We start from the raw sequence: 12,886 nt of genomic DNA on the forward strand, positions 1-12,886 counted from the left end.
CCCGGGCGGGTTCGCGAGCGACCCCGACGCCGCCCACGAGGCCGCCGCCGGGCAGCTCGCGTTCTACGACTCGATCCCGTCCTACCAGCGGGTCGTCGCCCGCGAAGGGCTCAGCACAGCGGCCGAACTGGCCGTCCTCGGCGACGAGAAGACGGTCGAGGCCGCGATCCGGCGCTACTACGACGCCGGGGCCACCGACGTGGTCGTCACCCAGACGCACTTCGGTGGCCCCGCCGACCAGCAGCGCACCTACGAGCTGCTGGGCTCGCTCACTTGACCTCGAACTCGCCGAGTTCGGACCAGTCGGTGCCGGGCACCGTCGTGTTCACGATCTTCGGCGTCGCCTGCAGGTACTGCGGCAGCTCGCGCTGCGCGGTCTTGAAGTGCTCCGCGGTCACGTGCGCCACGCCGGCGTCCTGATCGCGGAACGCCTCGTTGATGACGTACTCGTCAGGGTTCTCCACGCTGCGCGACCAGTCGAACCAGAGGTTGCCGGGCTCGGCCCTGGTCGCCTCGGTGAACGCGGCGCTGAGCTTGGGCCAGTCGTCGGCGTACTCGGGCTTCACGAGGAACTTCGCCGTGATGAAGATCAAGGATTGCTCCTAGGGAATCAGGATGGCTCGCCCGCGGACACGCCCGTTGTCGAGGTCGTCGATCGCGGTCTGGAAGTCGTCCAGCTGGTACTTCGCAGTATGCAGCGTGACCTTGCCGGCGGCCGCGAGCGCCATCAGCGCCACCAGGTCGTTGTACGAGCCGACCAGGTTCCCGACGATGTTGACCTCGGTGGAGATGAGGTCGATCGTCGGCACGTCGATGTTCTCGCCGTACCCCACGACGTGGTAGTCACCGGCCCGGCGGGTCATCCGCAGCCCTTCGGCGGTCGAGCCGCCCTCGCCGACGAAGTCGATGACCTGCTCGGCGCCGTGCCCGCCGGTCAGCTCCAGCACCTCGTCGACGTGGTTCCCGCCGGCCACCACACCGTGCTGCGCGCCCAGCTCCAGCGCCAGCTTCAACGCGTCCGGGTTGCGGTCGACGACGATGATCTCGGCCGGGGACAGCGCCGCCATCACCTGGATGCCGATGTGGCCGAGGCCGCCGGCCCCGATCAGCACGACCTTGTCGCCCGCACGCAGCCGGCGGCTCGACTTCGCCACCGCGTGGTAGGCGGTGAGCCCGGCGTCGGCCAGCGCGGCGACGTCGGACGGCTCGAGCCGGTCGTCGATCTTGACGACGCTGCGCGCGGACGTCTTCAGGTACTCCGCGTACCCGCCGTCGGTGTCGATGCCGGGGAACGCGTTGTTCTCGCAGTGCACGTCGTCGCCGTCGCGGCAGGCCCGGCAGAGCCCGCAGGTCACCAGCGGATGCAGGATCACCTTGTCGCCCTCGGCGACGTTGGTGACGGCACTGCCCACGGCGGAAACCCAGCCCGCGTTCTCGTGCCCGATCGTGTACGGCAGCGCGACCTGGGATTTCTCCGCCCACTGGCCTTCGAGGATGTGCAGGTCGGTGCGGCAGACACCCGCCCCGCCGATGCGGACGACGACGTCGTGCGGGCCGGTGATCTCCGGCTCCGGCACGTCGTCGAGGCGCAGCGGCTCGTGGTAACCGACGACACGGACGGCCTTCATCGTGATGCGTCCTCTCGAATCGACTGATCGTGCTCGGCACCGGGATAACGAGTAGCGAGCAATCCCCGGCAGAAATGCGCGTTCCCGTCGACGGAGATCCGGACCGAGCGCGCGCGGCGCAACATGAACTCGGCCTTCTCCGGCGCGGGTCGGGTCCCGTCCGACTCGACGAGCACGGGAGCGTCGTCGTCGACCGGAAGGCCGATCGTGGCGCGCCGCGCCCGCAGCGCCGCGGTCGTGGGTTCGTCCGGCAGATCACCCAGCCGGAGCGCGTAGATGTCGGTCGTGCCGTCCACGCGCAGCAAGGCCGTGATCGCGCGTTCCATCGCCGCGGTGTGGGCCTTGTGCTGGAAGGTCACGCGTAGTTCGTCGAGCGAGTCCTCGGCCTCGTGCCGGAACGTGCCTTTGTAACCGGCCGACGCGGCCAGGCCGGCGTTGATCAGCTCCGAGTCGTGGTGGTCGTCGAGCTCGACGACCACCCGCTCGACGCCGGGCAGGGCCGCCACCGCCTCGTAGGCGTCCGACGCCATGAGCCACGCGAAATTCGGCGCGCAGAACGACGTCGGAAGCCGCAGGTGTACTTCCACGGCGGAGCCGTCGACCTCGACGGACCGGACGAATCCCAGATCGGTGATCGGCTCGTCCAACTCCGGGTCGATCACGACGTCCAGCGCCGTCCGCACCGCCGCGCCGGTGACGGCAACCGCCTCCGTGGCGGCCGTCATGAGGCGGCGGCCGGCTCACGCGGGCCGGTGGCGGGCTCGTCGGCGGCCGGGAGCTGGAGCTCCGCCGGGACCTTCAGGTCGTAGAGGCGCGCGGCGTTGAGGCCGAGGATCTTCTTCTTCGCCTCGAGGCTCAGCGGCGCGTACTCGCTCATGTCCGCCGGGATCTGGAAGTCCACGAATCGCTCGACCAGCCACTTCGGCGTCCAGAGTGCGTAGTCGCTGGAGAACAGGATCCGGTCCTCACCGACCCAGTACAGCAACTCGCCGATGATCTGCGCGAAGTACCGCGGCCGGGTGTGGATGAACGGCATCGCCACCGCGAGCCCGGCGTACACGTTGGGCTCCTGGGTGGCGATCCAGCAGAAGTCCTCCAGGCGCGGCAGCCCGCAGTGCTCCACGACGAAGTTCAGGTCGGTGAAGTCGGTGGCCACGTGGTCGATGTCGGCCACGTCGAACGCGTCCCGGTCGAGCGGCCGGATCGTCGGCCCCTTGTGGACGTGGATGTTCTTGATGCCCAGCTCCTGGGCGGCCTCCAGGTACCGGTACGCCCACGGGTCGGTCAGCTTGTAGCCGCGTGACTCGCCCTGCCACTCGGCCGTGTAGAGCTTGACGCCCTTGAGCCCGAAGCGCGCGGCGTCCTCCCGGAGCTGCTTGAGGCCCTGCTCGCCGAACCGCGGGTCGAAGCAGTGGTTGTAGGTCAGCTTGTCGGGGTGCTGCTGGGTCAGCGCCCAGGCTTCCTCGGTCTGGCCGAACCCGTTGTTGTAGAACTCGCCGAGCAGCGCGGGCTGGAAGATCGCGTGGTCGGCGTACCCGATCTCGAAGATGTCGTGCAGAAGCCGCTCGCCGCCCTGGTACAGGTACTCCTCGTACGACCAGAGCTCGGACTCGGGGCTCAGGTTGCGGTGGTAGTCGTAGAAGCAGTCGATGAACTGCTTGCCGTGGACGTTGCGCAGGTTCTCCGGGCGGGCGTCCCAGAGCGCGATGTGCGCGTCGACGACGTAGTAGTTCTCAGCATCTTTGCTGTACATACTGGGCCTCCGAGGGGTGGTGGATGCCTTTAGGGGGACGCTAGGCAGAGCCTCCTACCCCTTCAAGACGAGCGCTGTCTCACTCTGAGACGTACGCTGGACGCCCAGCCTCTCTGCGGGGGTGACTCGTGGACGATGCCCTGACCGGCCGTTCCGCGCCGGGACGATTACGTGCCTCGTGGCGCCGCAGCGAGCGGTACGGCGTCTCTCCCGACGTGGTCAGCCCGGTGTTCGCGGAGTCGATCGACACCGACTCCCTGCTCTACGACTGCGCCGGTGAGGTGCTGAACGGGCTGCAGACGACGATCGCCAACGAACCGATCGGGCTGATGGTCGCCGACCGCAACGGGCTCGTGCTCGCGCGCCTGTGCAACGACCCGGCGATCCGCCGCTCGCTCGACCGCGTCTACCTGGCCCCGGGCTTCTCCTACGCCGAGCGTGACGCGGGCACCAACGGGCTCGGCCTCTCGCTCGCCGACCGCGCTCCCACCCTCGTGCGTGCCGACGAGCACTACACCACCGAGCTGCGCAAGTACACGTGCGCCGCGGTGCCGGTCGTCGATCCGGTCTCCGGCGACCTGGCCGGCAGCATCAACCTGACGACGTGGTCGGAGTCGTCGTCGGAGCTGCTGCTGGCGCTCGCCCAGGCCGCGGCCGGCGCCACCAGCGCGCTGATGCTGGTGCGCGCGACCGGGCGGGCGGTGCGCCCGGCGCCGCGCGGCGAGATCTTCCACGTGGCCACCGGGCCGGACGACCCGTGCGTCTCCTCCGGCTGGCGGCTGGCCGTCGGCGACGCGGTCGCGGCGGTGGCGGCCGGCCGCGTCGTCACGGTGATCGGCGAACCCGGCGCGGGCAAGTCCGTGGTGGCCGCGCTGGCGCACCGGCGGCTGGCGCCGCGTTCACGCGTTCTGCACGCGCGGGCCCCCGAGGCCGGCGACGTGCCGGCGTGGCTCGAGCTCTGGACACCGGAGCTGCACAAACCCGACACCTTCCTGGTCGTGTCCGGGGTGCACCGGCTCCCCGCGTGGGCGGCGGGCGACCTGACCCGGCTGCTGGCCGCCGCGCCGGCGCGGTTCGTGCTCACCGCGCCGGAGTTCACCGCGCTGCCCGACGAGCTGGCGCCGCTCGTCGACGCGCTGGTCGAGGTGCCACCGCTGCGCCGTCGCGCCGACGACGTTCCGCCGCTGGCCCGGTACTTCGCGTTCGCGGCCCGGCACCGGCCGATCGAGTTCACCCCGCGGGCCGCCGCCGCGCTCACCGCGTACTCCTGGCCGGGCAACGTCGCGCAGCTGAGACGGGTGGTCCGCGACGCCGTCACCCGGGCCAACGTCGTCGACCTGCACCACCTGGCGCCGGAGGTGCTCGACCCGAGCGCCCGGCCGCTGACCCGGTTGGAGAAGCTGGAGCGCGACGAGATCGTCCGCTGCCTGACCCAGCCCGACCAGACGATGACCCACGCCGCCGAGGAACTCGGCATCGGCCGCGCGACGCTGTACCGCAAGATCGCGCACTACCGCATCACGGTGCCACCCCGTTAGGACGAGAATTCCGATTCCGGGCGGGCGGGTGGGGGGCGTAGTGCTCGAGCGTAAAGGCCGGCCGCGATCGTGCACACGCAGAGGGCGGCGGCGCTGAGACCGAGTGCCCAGTGGATGCCGACCACCGCGCCGAAGAGCCCGACCGTCACGCCGCTGCCGAACCGCAGCCCCATCGACGCGGTGCCGTAGACGCCGAGCACCCGGCCGCGGTCGGGGGCCGGGGCCAGCAGCTGCACGACGGTCTGCCCGATCGACATCGCGGCGAGGTTCGCGACGCCGCCGAGCACGAGCATCCCGAGCGCCAGCGGATAGTTCGTCGTGACGGCGAAGATCAACGTCGTGACGCCGTAGACGAGCGTGCTGACCACGGCGGCCTTCACGTTCGGGCGCACCCAGCCGGTGGCCTCCAGCACGATGCCGCCGACCACACCGCCCACCCCGTTGGCGAACAGCAGCACGCCGTACGCGGTGCCCTCGCTGCCCGCGCCGAGGTCGTTGGCGAAGATCGGCATCGTCGACTGCAGCGAGGCACCGATGAACAGCGACCCGATGCCGCCGAGCACGATCATGCTGATCAGCGTCCGGTTGGCCGCGATGTCCTTGACGACGCGGAGGGAGTCCAGGACACCGACCCGTTTGACGGTGAAGCCGTCCCGGGTGTGGCCGGTGAACTTCGTCCGGAACAGGAACAGCGTCAGCGGCAGGTAGAACAGCACGTTGATGAAGATGCCCGCGGTGGGGCCGATGCTCAGCAGCAGCGCCGACCCGACGACCGGGCCGAACAGGATGCCCAGGCTGCGGAACGTCGCGTTGAGGCGTACCGCGCTCGGCAACTCGTCGTCGCCGACGAAGTCGTGCAGCATGAGCTGTTCGCCCGGTCCCCAGAGCGCACCGGCCAGGCCGTGCAGCACCAGCAGCAGGCAGGCGTTCCACACCTGCAGCGTGTCGGTGAGGAACAGCACGCCCCACCCCACCGAGACGAGCATGAACAGCGCCTGCGCGGCCTGGATCACCCGGCGGCAGTCGAACCGGTCGGCCAGGCCGCCGAAGTACACCGAGAACAGCAGGAACGGCAGCCAGTGGCTGATCACCTCGAAGCCCGCGAGCGCCGGGGAGTGGAACTTCTCCCAGAGCACCCAGTAGGTGAGGACGTGTTCGATGTTGTCGGCCATCATCGCGAGCGCCGCACCGATGAGGTACGGCCGGCAGTCGCGATTCCTCAGCGCGGCGAACCGGGCCGGAGCTTGTGTCACGAGGCTCCAGGCTAGGCTCCCGGGAATGGCCCGGTTCATCGACGTCCACCCGATCAATCCGCAGCCGCGCGCGATCAGTCAGATCGTGACGCTGATCCGCGGTGGCGGGCTGATCGCGTACCCGACGGACTCCTGCTACGCGCTCGGCTGCCAGGTCGGCAACCGGGAGGGCCTGGACCGCATCAAGGCGATCCGCAAGCTCGACGACCGGCACCACTTCACGCTGGTCTGCCGCGACTTCGCCCAGCTCGGTCAGTTCGTGCAGATCAGCAACGCGGTGTTCCGGTCGGTGAAGGCGTCGACGCCGGGGCCCTACACGTTCATCCTCCCGGCCACCCGGGAAGTGCCGAAGCGGCTGCTGCACGCGAAGAAGAAGACGGTCGGCGTGCGTATCCCGGAGCACACGGTCACCCAGGCGATCCTCGCCGAGCTCGGCGAGCCGCTGCTCTCGACGACGCTGACGCTGCCCGGCGACGAGGAGCCGCTGACCCAGGCCTGGGAGATCCAGGACCGGCTCGACCACCAGATCGACGCGGTCGTGGACGCCGGCGAGTGCGGCACGGAGCTCACCACGGTCGTGGACCTCTCCGGCGACGAGCCGGAGATCCTGCGTCACGGCGCCGGGGACACGTCCCGCTTCGAGTGATGGGCGCGCAGCCGGCGGAGTAGCGCGACGAACTGCTCGCGTTCCGCCGCGTCCAGCGGGGCCAGGATCTCGTCCTGCACCTCGGCGACCCGGTCCTCCAGCGCGGCCAGGCGCTTCGTGCCCGCCGCGGTGAGCGTGACGACGTTGCGGCGCTTGTCGGACGGGTCGGGGCGGCGCCGCACGTGGCCGTCGGCTTCGAGCTCGTTCAGTGCCGCCACGACGTCGCTCAGGTGGATCCCGCTGCGGCGGCCGAGCTCGGCCTGGCTCGACGGGCCGGCCTCGGCGAGCGCTCCGAGCAGCCGGTAGTGGTAGCCGCGGGCGCCCACGGCCGCGAACCCGTCGGACACCAGCCGTCCGGCCTGCTGCGCGACCTGGGAGAGCAGCCAGCTCGGGAGCGTCGGCAGCCGGGAGAACGCGGGTTCCATGCCTGAACGTTAGTTGACCTAACGGTCTCGGCCCAATTATCGTTAGGCTCACAAACGTTAGGAGCACTAACGATGATCTTCCCCTTTCGCGTCGGCGTCCCCGACTCCGACCTCGACGACCTGGCCGCCCGGCTCGACGCCACCCGCTGGCCCTCGGCGTTACCGGACGGCCACGGCTATCCGCTCGCCGCGCTGCACGAGTTGGCGGCCTACTGGCGCTCCACCTACGACTGGCGTGCGGCCGAGGCCGAACTCAACACGTACCCGCAGTTCACGACCGAGTTCGACGGCACGACCGTCCACTTCCTGCACGTCCGCTCCGCGCGCCCCGACGCCCTGCCGCTGCTGCTCACCCACGGCTGGCCCGGTTCGATCGTCGAGTTCCTCGACGTCGTCCCGCTGCTCTCCGACTTCCACCTGGTGATCCCGTCGATCCCCGGCTTCGGGTTCTCCCGGTCGACGCGGGGCTGGGACGTTCCCCGCGTCGCCGCCGCGTGGCTCGAGCTGATGGACCGGCTCGGCTACGACCGGTTCGGCGCGCACGGCGGCGACTGGGGATCGGCGATCTCGCGGGTGCTCGGCGCGCTGGCGCCCGAGCGGGTCGTCGGCGTCCACCTGAGTTACCTGCCGACACCGCCGGCCGACGGAGCGTACTCACCCGACGACGAGGAGCGGCTGGCGCAGACCCGGCAGTACCTCGCGCACCAGCCGGGGGTGCGGGTGCTCAACGCGCAGACCCCCCAGACCGTGGCCTACGCGCTCACCGACTCCCCCGTCGGGCAACTCGCGTGGATCGCCGAGCGGTTCGCCGAGTGGGGCGACCCGGCGACGCCGGTGGGCGCGGACCGCCTGCTCACCGACGTCATGCTGTACTGGCTCACCCGCACGGCGAACACCTCGGCGCGCCTGCACCGTGAGACCGTCGCCGGGCCGCTCCCCTGCCCGGTGCCGCTCGGCGTGGCCGTGTTCGCGCACGACATCACCCGGCCGGTGCGCTCCCTCGCCGAGCGGGTCTACGACGTCCGGCACTGGTCCGAGTTCGACCGCGGCGGCCACTTCGCCGGCCTGGAGGTGCCGGAACTCCTGGCCGCCGACCTCCGCGCGTTCTTCTCGCCCGTTCGGTCGTCGGCACCGGTGGGGCTTACTTGACCTCGAACACCGCCAGGGCGCCCTGGCCCTCGCCGAACTCCCAGCCGGCCACCACCTCATGCCCCGGCCGGCCGGCGATCACCTCGAAACAGAAGGAGTAGCCGCGCCCGAGGTAGTAGGCGCCCTCGCTCCGGGCCGAGTGCGCGGTGAGGCAGAGCATGCGGAGGTGATCACGCAACCGCGGGTCGCCGACCCCGGTGAGCGCCTCGGCCCACTCCGGCTCGACCCCGACCGCGTCGGCCGGTGGGAGCAGACCGGACGGCCCGTCCAGAGTCCAGGTGGCCGCGCGCATCGCGCCGGCGAGCGTGCCGTCGGTGTGGACGCGCTGCAGCCAGTGCACGTCACCGGCGGCGTCGTCGGTCTCGGCCTCGTCCAGCGTGTCGCGGTGGGCGAGCAGCACCCGCGCGAGGTCGGCGCCGGCGATCGTCCAGGTGGAGTCGTCCCGGCGGCCCGCGGCACGCAGATCGGCCGCCACCACCCCCAGGTCGTCGACCACCCCGTCCTCGATCGACCAGACCGACCGGCCGTGGTCGACGGCGAACCGGTCCCAGGAGAGCATCGCTTCGTGGGGCTCACCCGGCTCGTCGATCAGCTCACCGTCGGCGATCGTCGCCAGGTCGAGGTCACCGTGGAAGAGGTCGTCGAACGCATCGGCCGACATCTCGTCCGCCCAGGCGTAGACGACGTACCGCGACGACGTCGAGAACGTGCCGAGCGGGCGGCCCAGCAGTATCTCGAAGGCCGTCGTGAGTTCCTGCTGCCACTGGTCCACGTCGGACAGGGTAGGGCGCGGGCGGAGGGGCGCACCGCGCGGGTTCGCGGGCGGCGGCCGGGGTCAGCGCAGGGCGAAGACGCGGACCGTGCCGTCGTCGAACGCGACCGCCAGCCGGGTGGCGTCCCGGTTGAACGCGGCGCTGCCCGGCGTCGCCCCGGTGGAGAGGGCGCGGGTGTCGCCCCCCGTGGCGCCGGTGACGGGGTTCCAGCGGGTGACGGTGCGGTCCACGGCGGTGACGAGCTGCTCGCCGTACTCGTCGAACGTGATCGCGCTGTCGGTGCTGAGCTCGCCCACCGGCAGGTCGGGCCCGACCGGGCGGCCGGTGCCGAGGTCCCAGACCCGCACGGTCTCCGGCCCGGACGCCGCGGCGAGCCGGCGCCCGTCCGGGCTGAACACCGGCGCGGTGTGCCCGGTCGCCCCCGTCACCGGCGTGCGTAGCGCGCCGGTGGCCACCTCCCACAGCTGGACCCCGGCCGGACCGGCGGCCGCGAGCGTCCGGCCGTCGGGGCTGAAGCGCAGGCCCCGCTCGGCGACACGCACCCCCGGTATCGCCGCCTTCCCGACGAACGTCTCGTCGCGGTCGATGCGGATCCCGGTGGCGTCGGCGACCGCGACGACCGCGCCCTGGCCCGTCTCGGCGAGCGCCACCACGCCCCGGTCCAGGCCGGGCAGCGGGCCGTAGGACAGCCGGCCGGTGTCGGGGGACCACACCCGCACCGTGCCGTCGGACCCGGCCGTGATGACGCCGCTGCCGCCCTCGTCGAAGCGCACGTCGTCGAATGCGGAGGCGGCCCCGATCGGGCCGACCGCGTCCGGCCGGCCCGGTGCCCAGACCTGGCCGGGCGTCCAGACGTACAGCGAGCCCGTCGCGTCGAGGAACGCGACCCGGTCGCTGACCGACCCGTACGCCAGGCGGGTCGCGGTGCCCGGGGCGCCGTGGTAGATCGCCGACGCGTCGGTGGGTTTCGGGGCCAGCGCGCGCTCCACCGCGGGGGCGGACGGTGACGGTGGCGCTCCGACGTCGACGAGCCGGACCCCGGCCCCGATCGCGGCCAGCACCAGCGCACACCCCGCCGCGACCGCGACCCGACGGCGCCCGAGCCGAGGCGCCGAGCCGCCCGGCGACCCCGCAGCGCCCGACCGAGGGAACCCGGCCCCGACACCCGGCCGCCACGACCCGGCAGCGTCATCCGGCCGCCACGACCCAGCAGCGTCATCCGGCCGCCACGACCCAGCAGCGTCATCCGGCCGCCGCGAGCCCGCGCCGCTCGGCCGGGGTGGACCGGCGCCGAAGCCCCGGCCGCGGGCCGGGACGATGCGCAGCGGAACGCCGGAGCGCCACGGCCAGTCGGGGCCCAGGTCGCTGGCGGCCGCGGCGGCGAGCCGGGACACGCAGGCTTCCGCCGACGGCCGGGCCCGCGGTTCGTCGTCGCGCATGTCCCCCAGCACCGCCGCCACCTCGGGCAGTGGCTCGTCCACGGCCGCCAGCAGACGGTCGAGCACGGTGGCCAGCGCGGACACGTCGTCGGCCGGTTCGGGGTCGACGTCCGACCCGAGCACGGCGTACCCGAAGTCGCTCACCTTCAGCGCGCCCTCGGCGTCGAGAAGGAGGTTCGTGGCGGTGATCCCGCCGTGCACCAGGCCCGCGCCGTGCGCCGCCGCCAGCGCCGAGGCGGCCGCCAGCGCCCACGCGCACACCGCCTCCGGCGTCGGGTGTCGCTGCTCGTCCAGCGAACCACCGGCCATCAGCTCACTGACGACCAGCCAGAGCCCGCCGGACGTGGTGTGCTCCACCACCGGCACCACGTGCGGATGGTCGGGCGCGCCCAGCGACGTGCCGGACGCGGGAACCGGCAGCGCCTTCACCGCCCGCGCCGCCCCGGTGACCCGGTCGGTCGCGACGAAGACCGGCCCGCGCGGACCCGACCCGATCGGTGGGCCGACCACGAGCTCCGGCAGGCCCGCCGCGACCTGCTCCCGATCGACGATCACCGCATCGACGCTACCCGCGCCGGTCCACTACCGAAGGATGTTCGCGAGCAGATGCGAGGCGGTCACGCCACCGTCCACGACGAACTCACCGCCGGTGCAGTAGTTGCTCTCGTCGGAGGCCAGGAACAGCACCATGTTCGCGATGTCGTCGGCCGACGCGACCCGCCTGAGCGGCACCCGCTTGCCGATCGGCTCGACGTCGACGGGCATGCCGCCGAGCGCGTTGGACACCATCGCGGTGTCGACCGCGCCGGGGTGCACCGAGTTCACCCGGATGTCGTACTGGCCCAGCTCCATCGCGGCGACCTTCGTCATGCCGCGGATCGCGAACTTGCTCGACGCGTACGCGACCAGCAGCGCCATCCCGCCCAGGCCCTCGATCGAGGAGACGTTGACGATCGACCCGCCGCGCTCACGCATCAGCGGCACCGCGGTGCGCATGCCGAGGAACGTGCCGAACTGGTTGACGCGGATGACCCGCTCGTAGTCGGCCAGCGTGGTGTCGGCCAGCGCGGAGAAGTGCAACAGCCCGGCGTTGTTGACCAGCACGTCCAGGCGCCCGAACCGTTCACGCAGCACCCCGGCCGCGGTGGCCCAGGCGTTCTCGTCGCTGACGTCCAGGGCCAGGAACGTGGCCGCGTCGCCGAGTTCGGCGGCCAGCTTCGCGCCGTCCTCCTCGAGGACGTCGGTGAGCAGCACCTGGGCGCCCTCGGCCACGAACCGCCGGGCCGCGGCGGCACCCTGCCCGCGGGCCGCGCCGGTGATCAACGCGATCTTGCCGTTCAGCCGCATGCGTCAGACCTTCCGCTCGAGCAACGAGATCTCCCGGCCGGTGAACACCTGGTCGGGCGTGGAGTCGGCGAAGTGGTCGCCGAGGGCCTGGTCCAGCTCGCCGTCGGCCCAGGCCGCGTCGGCCGCGTCGAACCGGGCCCCGACGGTGGGCGGCGCCAGCACCGCCACCATGCCGCCGTGCACGAAGAACACCTGCCCGTTGACGCGGTCAGCGGCCGGCGACGCCAGATAGGTGACGAGCGGCGTGACGTGTTCGACGCCCAGCGGATCGGGGCCCTCGGCGGGCGCCGGCCCGTAGACCGGTTCGGTCATCGCCGTGCGTGCCCGCGGGCAGATCGCGTTCGCCCGCACCCCGTAGCGGGAGAGCCCGCGCGCGGCGGCCACCGTCAACGCGGTGATGCCGCCCTTGGCCGCGGCGTAGTTCGGCTGCGCCACCGCGCCGAGGAACCAGGCCTCCGAGGTGGTGTTGATCAGCCGCCCGTAGACCGGTTCACCGGTGGACTTGGAGAGGTCGCGCCAGTACGCCCCGGCGTTGCGGCAGAGCAGGAAGTGGCCGCGCAGGTGCACCCGGACAACCAGGTCCCACTCCTCGTCGGACATCGAGAACAGCATCCGGTCACGCACGACGCCGGCGTTGTTGACGACGACGTCGAGCCGCCCGTAGCGGCTGATCGCGGTGTCGACGAGCGCGCGGGCCACGTCCGAGTCGCTGACGTCGCCGCGCACGCCGACGGCGCCGGGCGGCAGATCGGCCACGTCGTTCAGGACGACCGACGCGCCGGCCTCCTCGAGCGCGAGCGCCTCCGCCCGCCCCAGACCGGAGCCGGCCCCGGTCACGATCGCGACCCGTCCTTCCAGCGACATAGAACCCGTTCTCCGATGCTCAGGTAGTCGGTCACCGTGATCACTCGCCAACAATCTAGAACACGTTCTAC

General features: G+C 71.9%; 13 protein-coding genes and 1 pseudogene. 4 read left to right on the forward strand and 10 right to left on the reverse strand.

Annotated features, from left to right (window positions below; genetic code table 11):
• A pseudogene (locus ABD437_RS32795) lies at positions 1 to 277 on the forward strand (LLM class F420-dependent oxidoreductase); the annotation flags it as partial.
• On the opposite strand, the gene ABD437_RS32800 reads toward ABD437_RS32795, so the two are convergent.
• The 4 genes from ABD437_RS32800 to ABD437_RS32815 are packed head-to-tail and all read right to left on the reverse strand — an operon-like array spanning position 270 to position 3,381.
• Positions 270 to 593 (reverse strand): putative quinol monooxygenase, encoded by a 324-nt coding sequence (locus ABD437_RS32800; protein ID WP_344652829.1) that lies wholly within the window; start codon positions 591 to 593, stop codon positions 270 to 272. The pseudogene ABD437_RS32795 and the gene ABD437_RS32800 sit on opposite strands and share 8 nt — an antisense overlap.
• Before the next feature lie 9 nt (positions 594 to 602).
• Positions 603 to 1,628 (reverse strand): NAD(P)-dependent alcohol dehydrogenase, encoded by a 1,026-nt coding sequence (locus ABD437_RS32805; RefSeq protein ID WP_344652830.1) that lies wholly within the window; start codon positions 1,626 to 1,628, stop codon positions 603 to 605.
• Positions 1,625 to 2,353: an iron-sulfur cluster assembly protein gene (locus ABD437_RS32810; RefSeq protein ID WP_344652831.1), complete on the reverse strand. Its 729-nt coding sequence runs from the start codon at positions 2,351 to 2,353 to the stop codon at positions 1,625 to 1,627. The genes ABD437_RS32805 and ABD437_RS32810 overlap by 4 nt, the downstream gene beginning before the upstream one ends.
• Entirely contained in the window at positions 2,350 to 3,381 is a 1,032-nt protein-coding gene (locus tag ABD437_RS32815) for an amidohydrolase family protein (protein ID WP_344652832.1), read from the reverse strand. The genes ABD437_RS32810 and ABD437_RS32815 overlap by 4 nt, the downstream gene beginning before the upstream one ends.
• Positions 3,382 to 3,509: 128 nt before the next feature.
• On the opposite strand from ABD437_RS32815, the gene ABD437_RS32820 reads away from it, so the two are divergent.
• The gene (locus ABD437_RS32820) at positions 3,510 to 4,919 is read left to right on the forward strand and encodes an AAA-type ATPase lid domain-containing protein (RefSeq protein WP_344652833.1); all 1,410 of its coding nucleotides are present in this window, start codon (positions 3,510 to 3,512) and stop codon (positions 4,917 to 4,919) included.
• Here the strand turns inward: ABD437_RS32820 and ABD437_RS32825 are convergent.
• Positions 4,916 to 6,172 carry an MFS transporter gene (locus ABD437_RS32825; RefSeq protein ID WP_344652834.1) on the reverse strand — a complete coding sequence of 419 codons (1,257 nt, stop codon included), beginning with the start codon at positions 6,170 to 6,172 and terminating at the stop codon, positions 4,916 to 4,918. The two genes, ABD437_RS32820 and ABD437_RS32825, sit on opposite strands and share 4 nt — an antisense overlap.
• A 25-nt stretch (positions 6,173 to 6,197) precedes the next feature.
• Between ABD437_RS32825 and ABD437_RS32830 the strand changes: the two genes are divergently transcribed.
• On the forward strand, positions 6,198 to 6,818 hold the full coding sequence (locus ABD437_RS32830; protein WP_344652835.1) for an L-threonylcarbamoyladenylate synthase: 621 nt from the start codon (positions 6,198 to 6,200) through the stop codon (positions 6,816 to 6,818).
• Here the strand turns inward: ABD437_RS32830 and ABD437_RS32835 are convergent.
• A complete protein-coding gene (locus tag ABD437_RS32835) occupies positions 6,785 to 7,243 on the reverse strand; it encodes a MarR family winged helix-turn-helix transcriptional regulator (protein WP_344652836.1) in 459 nt (152 codons plus the stop codon). The two genes, ABD437_RS32830 and ABD437_RS32835, sit on opposite strands and share 34 nt — an antisense overlap.
• Before the next feature lie 72 nt (positions 7,244 to 7,315).
• On the opposite strand from ABD437_RS32835, the gene ABD437_RS32840 reads away from it, so the two are divergent.
• Positions 7,316 to 8,392, forward strand: coding sequence for an epoxide hydrolase family protein (locus tag ABD437_RS32840; protein ID WP_344652837.1), 1,077 nt, complete (start codon positions 7,316 to 7,318; stop codon positions 8,390 to 8,392).
• Here ABD437_RS32840 and ABD437_RS32845 read toward each other — a convergent pair.
• The 4 genes from ABD437_RS32845 to ABD437_RS32860 all read right to left on the reverse strand — a co-directional run bounded on the left by ABD437_RS32845 (position 8,385) and on the right by ABD437_RS32860 (position 12,815).
• Positions 8,385 to 9,164: a hypothetical protein gene (locus tag ABD437_RS32845; RefSeq protein ID WP_344652838.1), complete on the reverse strand. Its 780-nt coding sequence runs from the start codon at positions 9,162 to 9,164 to the stop codon at positions 8,385 to 8,387. The genes ABD437_RS32840 and ABD437_RS32845 overlap by 8 nt on opposite strands.
• Before the next feature lie 63 nt (positions 9,165 to 9,227).
• Positions 9,228 to 11,159, reverse strand: a complete 1,932-nt coding sequence (locus ABD437_RS32850) for a protein kinase domain-containing protein (protein WP_344652839.1) — start codon at positions 11,157 to 11,159, stop codon at positions 9,228 to 9,230.
• Positions 11,160 to 11,186: 27 nt separating this feature from the next.
• Positions 11,187 to 11,951 carry a glucose 1-dehydrogenase gene (locus ABD437_RS32855; RefSeq protein WP_344652840.1) on the reverse strand — a complete coding sequence of 255 codons (765 nt, stop codon included), beginning with the start codon at positions 11,949 to 11,951 and terminating at the stop codon, positions 11,187 to 11,189.
• 3 nt (positions 11,952 to 11,954) lie between these two features.
• Complete coding sequence (locus ABD437_RS32860) at positions 11,955 to 12,815, reverse strand: SDR family NAD(P)-dependent oxidoreductase (protein WP_344652841.1); 861 nt, start codon at positions 12,813 to 12,815, stop codon at positions 11,955 to 11,957.
• Between the last annotated feature and the right edge of the window lie 71 nt (positions 12,816 to 12,886).

The sequence above is a fragment of the Cryptosporangium japonicum genome, from assembly GCF_039524755.1.
Taxonomy (GTDB): Bacteria; Actinomycetota; Actinomycetes; order Mycobacteriales; family Cryptosporangiaceae; genus Cryptosporangium; species Cryptosporangium japonicum.